This window comes from Bradyrhizobium retamae (assembly GCF_001440415.1).
GTDB classification, from domain to species: domain Bacteria; phylum Pseudomonadota; class Alphaproteobacteria; order Rhizobiales; family Xanthobacteraceae; genus Bradyrhizobium; species Bradyrhizobium retamae.
On sequence record NZ_LLYA01000001.1, the window covers coordinates 201,795 to 220,702 of the forward strand.

General features: G+C 63.5%; 18 protein-coding genes. 6 read left to right on the forward strand and 12 right to left on the reverse strand.

The genetic code is table 11. The features are described 5' to 3' along the window. Positions 1–16: 16 nt before the first annotated feature. From tcuB to CQ13_RS00950, 4 genes are all read left to right on the forward strand, one after another. Positions 17–1,132, forward strand: a complete 1,116-nt coding sequence (gene tcuB / locus CQ13_RS00935) for a tricarballylate utilization 4Fe-4S protein TcuB (protein WP_057841147.1) — start codon at positions 17–19, stop codon at positions 1,130–1,132. 329 nt (positions 1,133–1,461) lie between these two features. Next, positions 1,462–2,934: an HlyD family secretion protein gene (locus CQ13_RS00940; protein WP_245308971.1), complete on the forward strand. Its 1,473-nt coding sequence runs from the start codon at positions 1,462–1,464 to the stop codon at positions 2,932–2,934. 29 nt (positions 2,935–2,963) lie between these two features. Then, positions 2,964–4,157 (forward strand): hypothetical protein, encoded by a 1,194-nt coding sequence (locus CQ13_RS00945; protein ID WP_245308972.1) that lies wholly within the window; start codon positions 2,964–2,966, stop codon positions 4,155–4,157. After that, positions 4,157–6,133 (forward strand): glycosyltransferase family 2 protein, encoded by a 1,977-nt coding sequence (locus tag CQ13_RS00950; RefSeq protein ID WP_082637269.1) that lies wholly within the window; start codon positions 4,157–4,159, stop codon positions 6,131–6,133. The genes CQ13_RS00945 and CQ13_RS00950 overlap by 1 nt, the downstream gene beginning before the upstream one ends. A 49-nt stretch (positions 6,134–6,182) precedes the next feature. On the opposite strand, the gene CQ13_RS00955 is transcribed toward CQ13_RS00950, so the two are convergent. The 5 genes from CQ13_RS00955 to CQ13_RS00975 form a co-directional block, all read right to left on the reverse strand. Beyond that, entirely contained in the window at positions 6,183–6,773 is a 591-nt protein-coding gene (locus CQ13_RS00955; RefSeq protein ID WP_057841149.1) for a DedA family protein, read from the reverse strand. Positions 6,774–7,044: 271 nt separating this feature from the next. Further along, a complete protein-coding gene (locus tag CQ13_RS00960; RefSeq protein WP_063800014.1) occupies positions 7,045–7,596 on the reverse strand; it encodes a GNAT family N-acetyltransferase in 552 nt (183 codons plus the stop codon). Between the two features lie 132 nt (positions 7,597–7,728). Beyond that, positions 7,729–8,142, reverse strand: coding sequence for a Rieske (2Fe-2S) protein (locus CQ13_RS00965; RefSeq protein WP_057841151.1), 414 nt, complete (start codon positions 8,140–8,142; stop codon positions 7,729–7,731). Next, positions 8,142–9,251: an amidohydrolase family protein gene (locus CQ13_RS00970; RefSeq protein ID WP_057841152.1), complete on the reverse strand. Its 1,110-nt coding sequence runs from the start codon at positions 9,249–9,251 to the stop codon at positions 8,142–8,144. The genes CQ13_RS00965 and CQ13_RS00970 overlap by 1 nt, the downstream gene beginning before the upstream one ends. Further along, a complete protein-coding gene (locus CQ13_RS00975) occupies positions 9,248–10,327 on the reverse strand; it encodes an amidohydrolase family protein (protein ID WP_057841405.1) in 1,080 nt (359 codons plus the stop codon). The genes CQ13_RS00970 and CQ13_RS00975 overlap by 4 nt, the downstream gene beginning before the upstream one ends. 140 nt (positions 10,328–10,467) lie before the next feature. Between CQ13_RS00975 and CQ13_RS00980 the strand changes: the two genes are divergently transcribed. Then, complete coding sequence (locus tag CQ13_RS00980) at positions 10,468–10,950, forward strand: CinA family protein (RefSeq protein WP_057841153.1); 483 nt, start codon at positions 10,468–10,470, stop codon at positions 10,948–10,950. 63 nt (positions 10,951–11,013) lie between these two features. Here the strand turns inward: CQ13_RS00980 and CQ13_RS00985 are convergent, their stop codons facing one another. From CQ13_RS00985 to CQ13_RS01000, 3 genes are all read right to left on the reverse strand, one after another. Continuing rightward, positions 11,014–12,321, reverse strand: coding sequence for an HlyD family type I secretion periplasmic adaptor subunit (locus CQ13_RS00985; RefSeq protein ID WP_057841154.1), 1,308 nt, complete (start codon positions 12,319–12,321; stop codon positions 11,014–11,016). Continuing rightward, positions 12,318–14,066, reverse strand: coding sequence for a type I secretion system permease/ATPase (locus tag CQ13_RS00990; protein ID WP_057841155.1), 1,749 nt, complete (start codon positions 14,064–14,066; stop codon positions 12,318–12,320). The genes CQ13_RS00985 and CQ13_RS00990 overlap by 4 nt, the downstream gene beginning before the upstream one ends. 447 nt (positions 14,067–14,513) lie before the next feature. Then, on the reverse strand, positions 14,514–14,783 hold the full coding sequence (locus CQ13_RS01000; protein WP_057841157.1) for a GlsB/YeaQ/YmgE family stress response membrane protein: 270 nt from the start codon (positions 14,781–14,783) through the stop codon (positions 14,514–14,516). Positions 14,784–14,846: 63 nt separating this feature from the next. On the opposite strand from CQ13_RS01000, the gene CQ13_RS01005 reads away from it, so the two are divergent. Further along, positions 14,847–15,164 carry a Sec-independent protein translocase family protein gene (locus tag CQ13_RS01005; RefSeq protein WP_057841158.1) on the forward strand — a complete coding sequence of 106 codons (318 nt, stop codon included), beginning with the start codon at positions 14,847–14,849 and terminating at the stop codon, positions 15,162–15,164. Between the two features lie 68 nt (positions 15,165–15,232). Here CQ13_RS01005 and CQ13_RS01010 read toward each other — a convergent pair whose 3' ends face one another. From CQ13_RS01010 to CQ13_RS01025, 4 genes are read right to left on the reverse strand one after another with little or no spacing between them, the layout of a single operon-like run. Then, a complete protein-coding gene (locus tag CQ13_RS01010) occupies positions 15,233–16,216 on the reverse strand; it encodes an ABC transporter ATP-binding protein (protein WP_057841159.1) in 984 nt (327 codons plus the stop codon). Then, positions 16,213–17,625, reverse strand: coding sequence for an Asp-tRNA(Asn)/Glu-tRNA(Gln) amidotransferase GatCAB subunit A (locus CQ13_RS01015; protein ID WP_057841160.1), 1,413 nt, complete (start codon positions 17,623–17,625; stop codon positions 16,213–16,215). Before CQ13_RS01015 ends, CQ13_RS01010 begins: the two co-directional genes overlap by 4 nt. After that, positions 17,622–17,819, reverse strand: a complete 198-nt coding sequence (locus tag CQ13_RS01020) for a hypothetical protein (protein ID WP_057841161.1) — start codon at positions 17,817–17,819, stop codon at positions 17,622–17,624. The genes CQ13_RS01015 and CQ13_RS01020 overlap by 4 nt, the downstream gene beginning before the upstream one ends. Continuing rightward, on the reverse strand, positions 17,816–18,907 hold the full coding sequence (locus CQ13_RS01025; protein ID WP_057841162.1) for an ABC transporter ATP-binding protein: 1,092 nt from the start codon (positions 18,905–18,907) through the stop codon (positions 17,816–17,818). The genes CQ13_RS01020 and CQ13_RS01025 overlap by 4 nt, the downstream gene beginning before the upstream one ends. Position 18,908 lies beyond the last annotated feature (1 nt).

Below are 18,908 nucleotides of genomic sequence, written 5' to 3' on the forward strand. Positions count from 1 at the left end.
CAGGAAGCAGCGCATCATGCACGGAACGAAGATTCTGGAGGAGGCCGACCGCCTGATGACGGTCTGCAATTCCTGCCGCTATTGCGAGGGCCTCTGCGCAGTGTTTCCAGCGATGGAAATGCGCCGGGCCTTTTCCGACGGCGATCTCAATTATCTCGCCAATCTCTGCCACGCCTGCGGCGCCTGCTACACCGATTGCCAGTTCTCGCCGCCGCACGAATTCAACGTCAATGTGCCAAGGACGCTCGCGGTGGCGCGCGCGGAATCTTATGCGGCCTATGCATGGCCACGCGCCTTCGCGGGCACGTTCGCGCGCAACGGACTTGTCATCAGCCTCGTTGCCGCGCTCAGCGTCGCCGCATTCATTTTCGGCTTCGCCGCCTTGCACGATCGCCAGGTGCTGTTTGGCACGCATACCGGGCCGGGCGCGTTCTACAAATTGATGCCGCACAATGCGATGGCAGCCCTGTTCGGCGCGGCGTTCCTTTACGCTATCGGGGCGCTGGCGATGGGCGTGCGCGCCTTCTGGCGCGACATCGGCGAGCCCATCGGCATGAAGACCGATGCACGCGCGCTGTTGCAGGCCATCCGCGACGCCGGCGAGTTGCGCTATCTCGACGGCGGCGGCGTCGGCTGCTTCAACGAGGACGACCGTCCGACCGACCACCGCCGGCTCTATCATCACCTCACCTTCTACGGTTTTGCGCTGTGCTTTGCCTCGACCTGCGTCGCAACGCTCTATCACTATCTGCTGGCGCGCGAGGCGCCGTATCCGTGGTGGGATCTACCCGTGGTGCTCGGCACGCTCGGCGGCATCGGGCTGTTGATCGGGCCGATCGGTTTGCTCGCTGAACGATGGAAGCGCGATTCCATCCTGGTCGATGAAGCGCGTTACGGCATGGATGTCGCGTTCATCGCGATGCTGTTCCTGACGAGTCTCACGGGCATGGCGCTGCTGATCTTGCGCGAGACCGCAGCGATGGGACCGCTGCTGGCGCTGCATCTCGGCGTGGTGTTTTCGCTGTTCGTCACCATGCCCTATGGCAAGTTCGTGCACGGCATGTATCGCTTTGCCGCCCTGGTGCGCTATGCAATGGAGCGAAGAGCGATGGCACAGGGGACGGCGGAGTAGCGGCGCCGCCTTTCTACGTCATCGCGAGCGGACCGTCTCGCCATGTCGGCAAGTCGGCTCCCTCGCCCTTGCGGGGGAGGGAACAGACCTCTCGTGCGGTAACGGTGATGTTGGGAGCGCGGCGTTCGTTTGATGATGTCGCAGACGTGATCGCTGGAAACGCGAATTCACCGCGCCTTCACGCCGAAAGTTTCTGCAGCTTTTTCCCGAACTGACCCGAACCAATCGCGCCCTGCATTGTTTGCAGTGCATTAACAAGGCCGCCGGAGGAACCGGAGCCGGTTAATGAGGAAGCGCTTTTTCGGGCGCCACCAACCGAGAGAGAGCGGATGAACAATCTATTCAACGCCGGTGCGACGGAACGTTCCTCCGGGCTGGACCACGGCCTCCCGCCGAGAGCCCGGCGCCACCCGACCATCCTGAGAGTTTCCGCCGTCGGTGTCGCCGGGCTGTTGTCGGCGTTGATGGTGACGGCCGCGGCTCCGCCGATTACCGCCGATCAATCCGACCGCGCCGTTGTCAACGCGCCGGTGACGCTGCTGACCGTACCGATCAGCGGCGAAATCGACACGCTGACGGCGCTTCCAGGCCGCGACGTTCGCGACGGCGACAGACTGGCACAGATCAGCAATCCAAGGGTTGACCGCAGCACGCTGATCTCGCTGGAAGAAAAATCATCCGATGCGCGCCAGAAGCTCGACGCGACGCGGGCAAAGGGCGCATCCGACCGCGCCTATGTTGCTTCCCTCGAGGCCGAACTCGCCAGCCAAACTGAGCAGCTCAAGATGAAGTTCCAGTTGCAGATCGAGGAGCTGCGCGCCCGCGTGTCGCAATCCAATGCCCAGAGCGGCGAAAAGAAGGTTTTGGTAGAACGGCAAAGCAACATGGTGACGCGCAATACGGCAAGTATGGACATGCTCAGGCCGACCACACAGCAATATGCCGCGGCCATGCACAATGCGGACGCGGAACGCGCCAAGCTCAATCAGAAGATTGCGCAGCTCGATGCCTTGAACAGGGGAATCTATGTCGGAGAGGAACTGGTTGGGCTCAACAATCTGGCGCAAAAGCGCAGGGACATCGATCTCGACGCCCAGCGCATGGAGATCGAGGAGCGGCAGCAATCCGCCGTCCTCGGCGACCTGGAGCGCCTGATCGACGCTGAGCAGAAGCGGCTTGCGAGCCTGGCAGGAGCGGACGTCCTTTCCCGCGGCCCCGGCAAGGTGCTGACTATCGGCGCTGCGATGGGGCGTCACGTCAACGCCGGCGATACCATCAGCTCCATCGTTGATTGCGACAAGCGCTTCGTGGTTGCCATTTTCTCGTACCGGCAAGGACAGAATATGATGCCCGGCACCCGTGTCCGCATCGACGGGAGCACGTTCCGTACCGGAATCGTCAGCGCGGTGTTACCGAAGACCAGCGACAAGGTCGATGAGCGCTTTGCCGTGCCGTTTCCGCAAACCGAGCGGCGCGAGCTCTATGCGATCATTACGCCTGAAGGCGCGAACGAGGCTGGCGCGCCGGTGCGGGAAACGCAGGCTTCGGACGCCGCGGCCTGCGCGGTCGGCCAGTGGGTCACCGTCACGCGCGACAACGGCGTTGTGCCGTCGATGTCGGTTACCTGGCGGCGGCTCGGCAATCTCATGGCCTCGTGGACGCATGATGATGGCCGCAACAGCGAGACCGCGCAAAGCCACCCGATTGATGCGGATCAACCCCGTTCCGGCATGCCCCAGCCCGAGGCGCCGAAGGCCGATGAAAACTGGTGGTCCCGCACTCGCACGCTCGTATCGCGATGAAGCACGCGATCGGGATGGCGTTATGTGCAATGGTCCTGGGTTCGACGCCGGTTGCGAGCAAGCAGCCGGAAAAGAGCGGCGGTCCGTTTTGTGCCGGGCTCAACAAGGCGGTGGCGCCGCTGACCGGCGAAGCCGACGCCGTCTTCATCCGCAGTTATGAACCTGGCGATGGCGAAGCAAACCTGCCGGCGGGCATTGCCACGACGGCGTTTGTCTATGACAACGCGCTCGCCGTCATTGCGCTGATCGCCTGCGGCAACGTGCCGGATGCCAAACCGATCGGTAACGCATTGAGCCGGGCGGCCCGCAACGACCGGACTTTTCACGATCATCGGGTTCGCAACGCCTATCGCGCCGGCCTGGTTGGCAACGGGGCTCCGAATCTACCGGGATGGTGGGATGAGCACGCCAGGATCTGGGCCGAGGATGCGGCGCAGGACGGCACCTCGACCGGCAACGTTGCATGGGCGGCCTTGGCGCTGCTGACGCTGCACCAGGCGACGCACGATCGGCAGTATCTCGCCGACGCCAGAAGCCTGATCGATTGGGTCATCGCCACGACCGCCTGCGGCGATGGGTTCTGCGGTGGCGTTCATGGCTACGATCCGCAGCAGGTCACGCTCACCTGGATGTCGACCGAGCACAATGCCGACGTCCACGCCGCCGCGAGTTGGTTGTTGCGCCTGACCGGCGAGCCAAAATACGCCGACGCGGCCGGGCGGGCCCGGCGGCTGCTCGACCGTAGCTTCCGCGGAAATCACTTCCTGCTCGGCACCAAGCCAGACGGCAGTCTTGCGGATGAAGGCCTGCTCGCGCTCGACGCTCAGCTTTGGCCATGGATGGCCGTGCCAGACGCGCCTGCGGCCTGGCGAAGCACGCTTGATTTCGCGCAAACTCACCTGGCGGTGGATGGCGGTTTCGATTTCAACGGCGACCGCGACGGCATCTGGGTCGAAGGAACGGCGCAGGCGGCATTGGCCCACCGGATCAGCGGCAACACATCGCGGAGCGATCGGCTGCTGGCCAATTTGAAAGCCGACCAAACGCGCTCCGGCCTGCTCAACGCCGCACGCACCGCGCGACTGACGACGGGGTTGTCGATCGATCCCACTGGCGCCGTGCCCGACTTCTTCTACTACCGCCGCCCGCACCTCGGCGCGACGGCATGGGCGGCGCTGGCCGAAACGGGTTGGAATCCGTTCACCGGGGAAAAGATACGATGATGTTCCCGAGCGCCGGCGATGACCTATCGATCCTCACCATGGATATGGGAATCCTCCTAGGGCTTCTGGTGATGGCGCGACTGCTGGATCCGCTGCATGCCGAGGACCGTATCCTGTTCGGCATCACGGCTTCAGCCCTTCTGATCCTCTATGGGCTCTGGCGATGGAACGATACGTTACCGCCGTTTGCGCTATCGGCCGAAAGCCTGTGGCCGCGGCTGTTCATCTCGTTTGAATTTCTTGCCATTCTCTACACGCTGATCTCGATCGTCATCCTGTTCCGCAGCACGGATCGCTCCGCGCAGGCCGACGCGGCGCAACGTGAACTATCGAGATCGCGTGGCTTCCCCGCCGTCGACATCTTCATCTGCACCTATGACGAGCCGCTAGAAATCCTCGAACGATCGATCCTCAGCGCGCTGGCGCTCGACTATCCCAATGCGACGGTCTGGGTGCTCGACGACACCAGGCGCGACTGGCTGCGGGAGTATTGCGAAAAAGTCGGTGCGCGTCAGGTGACGCGACCAGACAACAACGGCGCCAAGGCCGGCAATCTCAATAATGGGCTGATGGCGACCGCGCGCGAGACCAATGCGCCCGTCATCCTGGTGCTCGACGCCGATTTTGCCCCACGGCAGGATTTCTTGAAACGCACGGTCGGCCTGCTGCTGTCCGATCCGGAAGTTGCGATCGTGCAGACGCCGCAGTTTTACCACAACGCCGACCCGATCCAGCACAATCTGCTCGCCGGGAAGAGCTGGGTCGACGATCAACGCTTCTTCTTCGACGTCTTTCAGCCTGCCAAGGACGCGTGGGGCTGCTCGTTTTGCGTCGGCACTTCCTTTGTCGTTCGCCGCGACCGGCTTGACGAGATCGGCGGCTTCCCGCAGCAAGCGATTTCGGAAGACATCAATCTCACTTACACGATGCTTGCGCACGGCTACCGTACCTGGTGGCTGAACGAACCGATCAGCTTCGGGCTTTCCGCCGAAGGCATCCCCGAATACATCACCCAGCGCGCTCGCTGGTGCCTTGGCACCATACAGGTCGCTCTGCTGCGCAATGGCCCGCTATTCGGCCGCGGCTTCAGCTTCACCCAGCGCTGGCACTATTTTCACGGGGTGCTGAACTGGCTCAGCAAACCATTCATGGTGTTGCTGCTGATCGCGCCGACGATCTACTGGTTCGGCGGCGTGCCCGCCTTCGAAGCCGATTACCATACCTTCCTGCGCTACGGCCTGCCGGCGCTGCTCGGTCAAATCATCTACATGGGCTGGATCTCGCGCGGGCGGACGCTGCCGTTATTCATGGAGGCCACACACGCGGTCACCTGCTTTGCGGTGACGGCGACGCTCTTGAGCGCTATCGTCAAGCCGTTCGGCCGCCCGTTCAAGGTCACCGACAAAGGCGGCGACCGCTCGACGCCACGCGTGCAGTGGAAGCTTGCAGCGATCTTTGGACTGATCTCCGCAAGTTCTGCCGCCAGCATCCTCTGGGCGTTCATCTCGCCTTATGCGGCCAGCGAGATTTCCTTGCTCGACTTCTTCAATCTGCTGTGGGCAGGCATCGCGATGCTGATCGCCTTCATCGCGTTTCTCGTCTGCTTCGAATTGCCCCGTCCTGGCGACATGTTCGAAACCGATGAGCCCGCCTGGCTGTCGGGCGAAGGGAAAATCCTGTCGTGTCGCCTGCTCGCAGTGTCACCGACCTCGGTGCGCTTTTCGGGTCCGGCCGGCAACGCCCTCGAGCTTGCCGGCTGGCGATATCAGATTCATCTGGAAGGGTTGGGATGGACCGACATATCAATGGTCTCGCGATTCCGCGAGACAGTGCTCGCGCGCCTTGAACCTACGGCCGAACAATATCAGCGGCTGGTAGTTCGGCTTTTCAGCACATCTCGCGGCAACATCGCCAATGAAGCCAGCCTGCGCGGCGCGCTGGCCGGATTGCTGCGACGGGGATTCCTCGGCGCCTGAGGCGATATGCACGCCCCATCGACATCGGTACAGGCGAGCGCACCTTGCGTCAGTACCGCTCTGCGATCTGATCGAGCTTCCTGCTGAGCAACCATGACAGGCCGAGGAACGCGACCAACATCACGATGCCCAGGCCCGAAGAGGCATTGTTGATCGACTTCTCCGAGAACTGACCGAAGGCATAGCCGGCCGAGACAACGGCGCCGGACCAAAGACCTGCCGCAACGAAGTTGAGCGCAAGGAAGGTCGACCAGGGCAGCCGCGATATTCCGTAGGCGAATCCCGCGACCCCGCGAATACCGTGCGGGAAGCGATGAAACAGGATCATCCAGACATAGTGGCGCTCTGTCAGCCGGACTGCGGTCTGGACGGGGCGCTCAAACCGCGGGAAACGATCCAGCAGGCGGAGGCCGTAACGCCGCCCGATCCAGAAGCGAATGACGTCGCCGGCGAAACTGCCGAACCAGCAGACCACGATGAGCGTTCCAAGACCCAGCGCACCCGAGTGCGCCGCGTAGCCCGCAAATAGCGCAAGCAGCAGGCTATGCGAGGCCGCATAGGCAAACATGAGGCTGTAGGCCACATCGCCGTGCTGGCGGATGAGCTCGAGAAATGAGGTCAGATCGGTCGGAAAAAGCAATGGAAGCCCGCCCACTCATGTGAATATTTCCCCCAGATGAGTGGGTTCGGCTTGAACGCTAGCACTCCGCGGGAAGATACGGAAGCCAATTGGCAGGCCCACAGCCGCCAGCTTTGCACGCCGAGCGTGTTTGCGAGTGAGGCGGGCCGTACGGGTTAGGACGCCTTTCCGCTAATCGAGCTTGATCGATGCGGCTTGATCGATGTCCGCCATACCCCGACAGCGGCCAAGTTCCGCAGCGCAGCGAAATGACGCGATGTGCCAACAGCGGTCATTCGCCTAGCAGTGAACCAAGGCGCCGCCAACCGTACGCCACCTCAATCAAAGCAACTGCAGTGCTCGGCCCGTGCGCTTGCTCACCCACGACCTCTCCGTTGAGGGCTTCATAAAACCGGCGCGCTACTTCGTTGTCACGCAAGGTCCAACAGGCACCGCCCGATATTGCGAGACTGCTGAGGTAACGTGCCATCTCAGCCATCAGAGTTCGTCCTATCCCGCGACCTTGAGCAAGCGGAAGTACGTAGATGGACTGAAACTCGCCAGTGAACCCCTTTGCTGCTAACACTTCGGAACGCTGCCGGCTACAGCAGCCAAAGCCTACAATCATGTTGTCTGCGTCCTCCGCCACAAAAACCGCGATGCCGGCACTATCCGGCATTTCGATGGTCTTGTGCCACTGCTTTGCCCGGCGCTCGACTGAAAATTGATCGAGTGTCTCAGCCGGGAGCAGATTAGCGTAAGTCGTGCGTGACACCGACACATGCACGGCAGCAATTGCGTGCGCGTCGCTCAACCGAGCGTTTCGAATAATTTCGCGAGCCAATGGCTGGCATCCTTCATGAGCTAATGTTCAATTACCTTACAGCGACTGTGGGGTCACTTCGGGGTCACTTCCGGGCGTAGTCCGCCTACCCCAATGAACCGACATCGTTAGCCCAGCCGGTTACACACGCCGCTATAGATCCACTACCACGTAGTCGCTTTCGACCGATACCGCGATGGTCTCTGCCACATACGGGCCCTTCACCACGGCCGATCCCGGCTCGACATTGACGGGATAGGCCCGCGCGCGGAAGCGTTTCGGGTCGCAGTAGGATTGGCCGGTGCGGATGTCGAATTCCCAGCCGTGCCAGGGACAGCGGATGATTTCGCCGAGTTTGGTATACTCGATCTCGCCGGGGCTGGAGGATTGCGCGAGGCCAATCAACGGGCCCTCGCACAAGGCCGCGCCCTGATGCGGGCAGCGGTTCAGCAGGCCGAAGAACTCGCCCTTGATGTTGAAAATCGCGATCGGCCGGCCGTCGATGTCGAGGAATTTTCGTGTCCCCGGCGGCAATTCGTCCACCGGGGCAATGACGTGCCGAACCATCAAGAAATTCCGTACAGCTTCTTGGCGTTGCCGAGATAGAACGCTTCGCGATTGGCTTCGCTGACGCCGGCCGGCAACACGCGCGACGGCTCGTCAAAATCCCAGTGCGGGTAATCGGTGGCGAACAACAGCTTGTCCCAGCCGATCCATTCGATCGTCTGGAACAGGTGATCGCGGCGCTCCGGATCTTCCATCGGCTGCGTGGTCCACCAGATATGGTCGCGAATATATTGCGACGGTTTTCGCTTCAGATGCGGCACCTCGCTGTGCAGCTTCTCAAAGGTCTTGTCGAGCCGCCACGCCAGCGACGGCGCCCAGCCGAAGCCGGCCTCGATCATCACCATCTTCAACTTTGGGTACCGCTCGAACACGCCTTCGAGCACGAGGCTCGCCAGCGCGGTCTGCTGACACTGCGAGTGGCCGACCATCTCCTCGATGTAGAAGCTCGGCCACCCCGAGGGGGTGAGCGGATTGCCGCCGAAGCCGAAGGCATGGACGCCGACCGGCAGCCCGATCTCCTGCGCGGCCTCGTAGACCGGCCAGTAGCGGCGCTGGCCGAGCGGCTCGACATTGCGCGAGAGCAGCAGCACCTGCACAAAATTCGGATCGCCCGCGCGCTTGCGGATCTCCGCGGCAGCGGAGATGCCGTCCTCATTGGCGACGACGATCGAAGCCTTCAGGCGCTTGTCCTTGCTGGTCCATTTCTCGATCTGCCAGTCGTTGATGGCGGAGCAGATCGCGCCCGCCAGATCCTGGTTGCGCAGGCCCTGCCCGGTGGCGAGCGGATTGAGCACGCCGAGGGCAACATTGTAAGGATCGAGAAGCTGCTTCTGCATGAAGGACAGCGAGGAGCCCTGTGGCCCGCCTTCCGGCGGCCAGGCATCGCGGCGCGAGGCGTTGGGCTGCGCCTTCGGATAGGGCGGGCCTTCCATCATGCCGTGATAGGCCTGGACGCCGTAGGTCTCGAGATGCGAATGCCAACGCTTTGCCATGAACGGATAGAGCTCGTCCCTGGTGGCACGTGCCGGATGGATATCGCAATCGGCAATCGCTGATTTGACGCTGACAGACGCTGAAGGCTCCGGACGGTCACGGAACTGGATGTTCATGGCGTCGCCTCCTTCGCAAATTCCAATCGGCCGTAGGTCTTAAGCGGATTATCGATCATGATCTTGCGGACAAGGTCAGGCGACAATCCCGGCGGCAGCGCCTCGTCGCCGTCGAACTGCCAGTGCGGATAATCGGTCGAGAATAGGAGCAATTCGTCCGACTGCATATGGTCAAACAGGCGGTTCAGGGTTGCGGGATCCGGCGGCGCATCTACCGGCTGCAGCGAGAAGCGGATGTTGCTGCGCACAATCTCCAGCGGCGCGCGATCGACCCACGGCGTTTCCATCCGGATGCCGCGCCAGAACTTGTGCAGCCGCCAGAGATAGGCCGGCAACCAGGTGAAGCCTGATTCCAGCATCACCATTTTCAGATTCGGATGGCGGGCGAACACGCCCTCCACGATCAGGCTGGTGAGCTGGGTCTGGAACGCGGTCGCTTGGGCTACATAGTCCTCGATGTGATAGGAGCCCCAACCGATCGAGGTCGGCGGGTTGTGATAGGCGCTGCCGGCATGGATGCCGACGGCCAGGCCCAACCGTTCGGCGGCGGCGTAGATCGGCCAGTAGGCGCGCTTTCCGAGCGGCATGTCGCCCATGACCAGCATCAGCACCTGCACGAAGCGCTTATCCTCAGCACGGCGTTCGATCTCCGCGACCGACTTCTCGACGCTTTGCGTCGGGATCACGATCGAGCCGCGCAGCCGATCGTCCTTGTCGAGCCATTCTTTGGCTAGCCAGTTGTTCAGCGCGCGGCAGAACGCGTCCTGCATGTCTTCGGAGAACACCATCTGCACGCCATAGAGCGGATTGCAGATGCCGAAACGAACGGCGAACCGGTCGAGCGCCTGCTTCTGCATGTCGGCCAGATCGGCGCCCGGCTTGCCCTGCGCCGGCCGCCAGTCCGGCCGCGACGAGATCGGCGAATGGGTGGGATAGGATTGCGAGACCAGGTCGGTCATGCCGCGCGTCGTCACCTGGTCGCGCCAGTAGTCGTTCATGTAGGGCAACAGGCTGGTCAGATGCGGAACGGCGGGATGCAAGTCGCAGTCCACGCCACCCGCGATCGGCGACGTCATGGTGTTTCCTCGTATGGTCGCGTCGACGCTGTTGTTTGAGGCATTCAATCAGGACGGCGCGTGCGCGGCAACTCGGCAAGCGTAACCCTCCTGTGTTAGGAAGGCATGACTGGACCAATGGCGTGCGCGCAGGAGTTGAAATGAAAGAGCTTGTTACGATAGCCGAAAAGATTGCCACCCAACTGATCGCGCGGAAACAGACGATTTCGGTGGCGGAATCCTCGACCGGCGGCCTGATCTCGGCGGCGCTGTTATCGGTGCCGGGCGCATCGGCCTATTTCCTCGGCGGCGCCGTGGTCTATACTCGCGACGCGCGTCGGCTGCTGATGGATATCCCCGACGAGGCGATGAAAGGCATCCGTTCGGCGTCCGAGCCTTACGCAAAACTTCTGGCGAGCCAGGTTCGCCAGCGCTTCTCAACGGATTGGGGATTGTCGGAAACCGGCGCAACGGGACCAACCGGCAACCGCTACGGCGATGCCGCGGGCCATAGCTGCATGGCGGTCGCGGGTCCGCACAACGAAGTGTTCACGCTGGAAACCGGGAGCGCCGACCGGCAGGCGAACATGCAGCAATTTGCGAGCACGGCGTTGAATTTGTTGCTGGAGAACTTGTCGAAGTAAGGCGTCGTCCCTGCTTTCGCATGCGTTCGCAGGACGACAGAACCTAGGCAGCGACAACAACCCTCATCGCTCCCGGAATGAGCGCATCAGTTGATCGCTGAACGGCTTCATCAGATAAGAGAACATAGTGCGGTCGCCGGTTTGCACGAAGGCTTCGACCGGCATGCCGGGAATGATCTTGACCTCGCCAAGGCGGGCGACTTCGTCGGGCGGCATCGAGACACGGATGGTGTAGTAGCTCTGGCCGGTGCGCTGGTCGGCGGTGACGTCGGCGGAGACGCGGGTCACCACGCCGTTGAGTTCCGGCGTGGTGCGCTGGTTGAAGGCGGAGAGCCTCAGCAGCGTCTTCTGGCCGATCTGCAGCTTGTCGATATCCTGCGGATTGACCTTGGCCTCGACCGAGAGATCGTCGGCTTTCGGCACGATCATCATGATGGCGTCGCCCGCGGTGATGACGCCGCCGACGGTGTGCACGGTCGACTGCAGCACGACGCCGTCCTGCGGCGCGCGGATGTCGATGCGGCGCAGTTGATCCTCCGCGGTGACCTTGCGCTCGACGAACTCGCCGATCTTGTCGTTGGTCTCGCGCAGATCCTTGGAGACCTCGCTGACGACGTCCTTGTCGACCTGGATGATCTGCAGTTCGGTTTCGGTGATCTTGCCCTTCGCCTGCGCGCGCGCGGCGATATATTGCGCACGCTCGCCCGACAGCCGGGCGAGATCGCGCTCCAAAACCGTCAGGCGCGAGATCTGGATCAGACGCTGCTCGTAGAGCTGGCGGACGCCAACCAGCTCTTTCTCGACCAGCGCGATTTCCTTTTCCTTGGCCTGTTCTTGCGCGGTGAGGCCGGCGATTTCTTCATTGAGCTGCGCCACGCGTTCGCGCAATTGCGATTTCTGCCCAGCGCGCCCGAACACGCGAACCTCGAACAGTTTGGTTTCGCTCGCGATGATGTCGCGGACGTCCGGGTCGTCGGCGCGATCGGAGAGCTGCGGCGGGAACTTGATCTTGTCGAGGCCGCGCTGCTCGGCCTCCAACCGCGCCGCCCGCGCCCACAAGCCGTTCAGCGTCTTGACGACGATGGCAAGGCTCGCCTTGACCACGGTCTCGTCGAGCCGCACCACGACGTCGCCCGCCTTGACCACGTCGCCGTCGCGCACCCTGACCTCGCCGACCACGCCGCCGGTCGGGTGCTGCACCTTCTTGACGTTGGAATCGACCACCACCGAACCCGGCGCGATCAGCGCGCCCGAGATCTGCACCGTCGAGGCCCAGCCGCCGAACCCGCCGGCAATGACCAGCATCAGCGCCAGACCTACGATGAGATGCGAGCGTATCGAGCGGCGCGCGCCTTTCAGGTCCGCGGTCATGATTTTTTCGCAGCTCCCGCTTCGGACACGATCTTGATCGGCGGCGGCGACGGGACGCGCTGCAGCACCTGGCCGAGCACGGTTTCCTTGGGACCGAACGCCTGCATGCGGCCGTCCTTCAAGACCAGCAATTGATCGACGGCCTCGATGCCGATCGGCCGGTGCGCCACCACGACCACGATGGCGCCGCGCTCGCGGGCGGCGCGCACGGCGCGGGTCAGCGCCTCGTCGCCCTCGCTGTCGAGATTGGAGTTCGGCTCGTCGAGCACGATCAGGAACGGATTGCCATAGAGCGCACGCGCCAGCGCCACGCGCTGCGCCTGCCCGGCCGACAGCGCAGTGCCCTGCTCGCCGATCTGGGTATCGTAGCCTTCGCGCATCTTGATGATCATCTCGTGCACGCCGGCGTCCTTGGCGGCGACAATGATCGCCTCCGATTTCGCCTCGGGGTCGAAGCGGCAGATGTTCTGCGCCACGGTGCCGGAGAACAATTCGACGTCCTGCGGCAGATAGCCGATGTGGCGGCCGAGCACATCTGACGACCATTGGTCGAGCGCCGCGCCGTCGAGCCGCACCTTGCCGCGGGCGGGTGTCCAGACGCCGACCAGCGCGCGCACCAGCGACGACTTGCCGGAACCGCTCGGACCGATGACGCCGACACCGGACCCGGCCTCGACGGCGAAGCTGACGTCCTGCACGATGACGCGCTGGTCGCCCGGCGGCACGATACTGACCGCCTCGACGGACAGCCGCTTCGTGGGCGCCTGCAACAGCGTCTGTTCATTTGCCGGCGGCATTTGCTGCAGGAGTTTCGACAGGCGATGCCAGCTCTGGCGCGCGGCGACAAAACCTTTCCAGTGGGCGATGGCGAGATCGACCGGGGCGAGCGCGCGGGCGGCCAGGATCGAACCCGCGATGATGATGCCGGCGGTGGCTTCCTGATGGATCACGAGGTAGGCGCCGACCGCCAGCACCGCCGATTGCAGCATCATGCGCAGGACCTTGGCGACCGCGCCGAGGCCGCCGGCGATGTCGCTGGCGCGCTGATTGCCTGCCAGATAGGTCTCGTTGGCCTCGCTCCAGCGCTTCATCAGCCGTCCGGACATGCCCATCGCCACCAGCACTTCGGCGTTGCGCCGGCTGGTGGCGGCGAGATCGCTGCGCCGCGCGGCCAGCGTCATCGCCTCCTTCGCCGGCGTGCGCGACAGGAACTCGGTGATCAGCGTCAGCGCCACTAGAATGACGGCGCCAACCAGCGCGGTGACGCCTAGCAGCCAGTGGAACAGAAAGCAGATCGCCAGATAGAACGGCAGCCACGGCAGATCGAAGAACGCGCCCGGTCCCATGCTGCCGAGGAACGACCTGACGTTGTCGAGATCGCGCAAAGGCTGCAGGCCTTCGTTGCGGGCGCCGACCATCAGCGGCAGCCGCACCACGGTTTCGAACACGCGCGCATTGATGGCTTCGTCGAGCGCGGTTCCGATGCGGCCGAGAATGCGGCCGCGGATCAGGTCAAGACCGCCCTGGGCGATGTAGAGGCCGGCGGCGAGAATGACGAGGCCGACCAGTGTGGGTACGCTGCGGCTCGGCAGCACGCGGTCGTAGACCTCCAGCATGAAAATCGAGCCGGTGAGGTACAGCAAATTGATCATGCAACTCATGACGCCGACGCCGATAAAAGCGTTGCGGCAGGCGCGCAGCGCCTCACCAAGCTCGGAACGCCGGACGCCGGGAGCGGCTGCCATAAATGCGTGTCTCTTTAAAAGGATCAGGTGACGGCAGGTTTTACCGATGTTTTCGGACACCGTCTATTTTAAGTCACGTTAACCTACACCCAGTTCACCCCCATGAAGGGGGTAGATAGGGAGGTTGGCGAGTTTGCAGCAGCTAGTTGACGCCGGCGCGGGCCCTTCGGTGGGTTCAGCCTTCGCCCGGCGCGGAAACGGAACCAGAATCACCGATATCGAGACCCGGCCAATCTCGCCGTTGGTATCGAGCAGGACGCCGCTTCCGGCGCCCAGCCCGCCCGCCGGCAGGCGGAACGGGCGATGCCGTGGGTCCAGTCCGCCGGGCCGGCGATGCTGAGGTTGCCGGACAGAGCTTGGCGCGATGCTCGGCATGTCGCCGCTGATCAAGGCACGGCCCTCCTGCAGCGGATCGCAGATGCGGTGGCCGCGCAAACTAGCGCCGCGCTACAGCCGCCCGCCGGTCCGCAACAGCCGGACGATCAGCAGCAAGATGACGGCGCCGATGGTGGAGTAGACGATCTCGGACACCAGGCCGGTGCCGATACGGATGCCGAGCTTGGGAAACAGCAGGCTCGCAAGCAGCGCGCCGGCGATGCCTACGAGAATATCGCCGATGATGCCAAAGCCGGTACCGCGCACGATCTTGCCGGCGAGCCAGCCGGCCACCAGGCCGACAAACAGAATGACGAGAATGCCTTCGTTGGAAATCTGCATGTGAAGCCCCCCCCGGGGTCTTGCGGCGCAGGCCGCACGACAGCCTATCCACGATTGTCCGATGTGACGAGCCGCAATCCGCGCGCCTTCCAACTGCGGCTGCGACGTGAAACTTTTTCGCCTCACATGCGTTATGTCGGCATGAAACAGGGCGATATTTGGTATGTGACTTTCAGTCCGGACAAGACGGACGATACTGCGGAGAGCATGGCTCGCTCGACCCGCACCTTCAAATCTGAAATCGACGCCAAGCTGTTTGCAATGCAAATTTTGGCCAAGGGCTGGTCCGCCAGCGCCGGCACCCTCAATCCGCATCAGCCAAAGCAGGTCGTGGGACCGGCGCAGATCGAGCAGTGGGCTGATCCCGGATTGGGTGGCTGAATTATTCTCGTGTCCCGGACGCGGCGCGTTGCGCAGCATCCGGGAAATGCAGCCGAAACCGCGTCACTTCAGGTCGCAGCAGAAACTTCCGCCGCCTCCGCCAGCACACAACGCGCCGTTCGATCCGGCGATACCTGCACATTCGGCGGCAGACGCTCGCTGCAGCGCGGCTGCGCAACCGTGCAGCGTGGCGCGAACGAACAACTGACGGGCGCCTTGTCGAGCGAGGGCGGCGTGCCCGGGATGGTCTCCAGCCGCTGGCCGCGTTTTGCGCCGTGGACGGTCGCGGCCAATAGCCCCTTGGCATAGGGATGCACCGGGGTGCGGACGATGTCGCGCAAGCGGCCCTGCTCCACGATCTGGCCGGCATACATGACCGCGACGCGGTCGCAGATTTCGATGGCGACGCCGATATCGTGGGTCACGAAAATCACGGACATGCCGAACTCACGCTGCAATTCGCGGAGCAGCAGCAGGATCTGAATCTGCACGGTGGCGTCAAGCGCCGTGGTCGGCTCGTCCGCCAGCAGGATTTTCGGCTTGCACGCCAGCGCCAGCGCGATCATGGCGCGCTGCCGCATGCCGCCGCTCATCTCGTGCGGATAGGCTTCGAGGCGCCTCTTGGCGGAGGGAATCCGCACCACCTCCAGCATTTCCAGCGCGCGCGCGAGTCCCTCCTTTTCGCTCTTGCCTTCGTGGCGGATCACGGTTTCCGCAATCTGGCGGCCGATCGTGTAGACGGGGTCGAGCGCCAGCGCGGGCTCCTGAAAGATCATTGAGACGGTCTGGCCGCGAAACGCCGACAGCTCCTCGTCGTTCATTGCGAGCACGTCGCGTCCCAACACCTTCACGGTGCCCGAAATCTGCGTCCGCTTCTTCGGCAACAACCGCATCAGCGCGCGCAGGGTCACGCTTTTTCCCGAGCCGGATTCACCGAGCAGGCCGAGCACCTCGCCCTCGCCAAGCGAGAGCGAGATATCGTTGACGGCATGAACCGTACGTTCGCCGGTGAAGCGGATGTTGAGGTTGCGGATATCGACGAGGTTGCTCATGCCAGTTCGGGTACCTGCTGGTGATAGTCGGTGGCGCGCTGGAACGCCGCGCCGATCCGCACCAGCCCGGCTTCATCGAAGGGGCGGCCGATCAACTGCATGCCGACCGGCAGGCCGCTCTTGGTGAAGCCTGAGGGAATCGAAAGCGACGGCAGGCCGAGATAGTTGATCGGTCGGGTGAAGCGCGTGATGCGCTGGATGACGGCTTCCGCCTCCAGGCTGTTGCCGACATCGCTCTCGGCAATGGTCGCTGCGGGCATCGGGGCCACCGGCGCGATCACGGCGTCGGTGCCCTCGACCGCCGCGAGGTAGGCGGCCAGCGCCGGACCGCGCCAGCGCATCGCTTCGAGGTAGGTCACGGCCGGAATGGCGAGCCCATTCTGCAACCGCATCAAGACCTGACTACCGTAATCCTGAGGACGCTCGATCATCCAGCGCTTGTGGAAGGCAGCCGCCTCGGTGGCGAGCACGATCTGGCAGGCGGCCGTGAGCTGGCGCTGGTCCGGCAGTTCGACCTTGACGATTTCGGCGCCCTCGCCCTTGAGCGTGACGATGGTCTCGTCCAGCACCCGCGCCACTTCGGAATCGAGATCGTCGACATAGAAAGCGGTCGGCACGCCGATCCTCAGGCCCTTCATCGAGCCCGTGGTTGCGGCCATGTAGTTCGGCACCGGCCGCGTGGACGTGGTCGGGTCCTCGGGATCGGTGCCCGCCATCAATCCCACCAGCAGCGCGCAGTCCTCGACCGTTTGCGCCAGCGGGCCGACGGTGTCGAGCGATTGCGACAGCGGCATCGCGCCGGCGCGGCTGATCAAGCCGACCGTCGTCTTGAACCCGGTGACGCCGCAGAAATGCGCGGGCATCCGGATCGAGCCGCCGGTATCCGAACCAAGCGCGGCAAAGGTCAGCCGCGCCGCGACTGCGGAGCCCGAGCCGGACGACGAGCCGCCGGTGATGTGATCGACATTCCAGGGGTTACGCACCGCGCCGTAATGCGCGTTATGGCCGGTCGGCCCGTAGGCGAACTCGACCATCTGCAGCGAGCCGAGCCTGACGGAGCCGGCGTCCTTCAGGCGCTGCAACGCGGTCGAGGTCGTCGTCGCGACGAAATCGCGCCGGATTTTGGAGCCGCAGGTGACGACCTTACCGGCCTCGTAATACATGTCCTTGTGCGCCATCGGGACGCCGTGCAGCGGACCGAGATTTTGGCCCTTGGCGAGCGCGGCGTCAGCGGCATCAGCCGCGGCAAGTGCCTCCTCCGCCTCGATCGCCATGAAGGCGTTGACGCGCGGTTGCCATTGCGCGATGCGGTCGAGGCAGGATTGCGTCACTTCGCGCGAGGACAACTTCTTGCCGGCGATCGCCTTGGCGACCGCGACCGCTGACATCAAGGCCGGTTCGCCGCTCATTTCGACACCTTCGCGTTCTGCACCAACAGGAAACTCGCCGGCTCGAGATCGATCGGCAGCGTGCCGGCGACCGGCGCAAAGCCGTCAAAGGCCGGGCCGATGGAATTGGCAATGCGGGCGGCAACTTCCGCATCCTGCGGCACGCCGGCGACGTCGGTCATTACCTTGACCTGCTTGGGATCGGGTCTTGTCATGCAGCGGTTACTCCCATGTCACTTTTCTTGGCATTTTCTTTGGCCGGTGCGCGGCTGTGCCCGGAGCCGGGTATGGCCATGTAGCACGCCGCCTGATGGCCCATTGTATCGACATCGCTGAGTTTTGGCGTCGCATTTGCGCAGAGCGGCTCCGCAAACGGGCAACGGGTGTGAAACCGGCACCCCGACGGCGGGTCGATCGGATTGGGCGGATCGCCGGAGATCGGCGGCGTCTCGGTGCGGTTATCAGGGTCGGACGACGGCATCGCCGCCAAGAGCGCCCGCGTGTAGGGATGTGCCGGCGCATCCCAGACCTTGTCGACCGGGCCGAGTTCGACCACTTCGCCGAGATACATCACCAGCACACGATCCGAGATGTAGCGCACCACGTTGAGATCGTGGCTAATGAAAAGATAGGTCAGGCCGAATTCGCGCTTCAGATCGGCCAGCAGATTGAGCACCTGAGCTTCGACTGATTTGTCGAGCGCTGAGACGGCCTCATCAAGAATCACCAGCCGCGGCGACAACGCCAGCGCACGCGCGATATTGACGCGCTGGCGCTGGCCGCCGGAAATTTCGTGCGGGTAGCGGTTGGCGAAAGTTTCGGGACGCAAGCCAACTTTGCCGAGGAGCTCACGCGCCAGCGTGCGCGCGGCGCCGTCCGCCATGCCGTGCACCTTGGGGCCGAAGGCGATCGATTCCTCGATGGTCAGGCGCGGATTGAGCGAGGCGTAGCTGTCCTGAAACACCATCTGCATGCCGCGACGCAATTCACGCAGGGACAGCGCGCGGCCGACCTGCATGCCGTCATACACGATGTCGCCGGCGTCGCGCTTCATCAGGTGCATCAGCAATCGCGCTGTGGTCGACTTGCCGCAGCCGGATTCGCCGACGATGCCGACCGTTTCGCCCTTGGCGATCGAGAACGACACATCATCGACCGCGCGCACCGTTTTACGAGGGCTGAACAGGTCGCCGCGCACCGGGAAATGTTTGGTCAGGCCGGTGACCTGCAGCAGCGGTTGCGCCGCCCCGCCGATGTCCTCGACCTGTTCCAGCAATTCGACTGAGGTGGACGTCTCACCCATG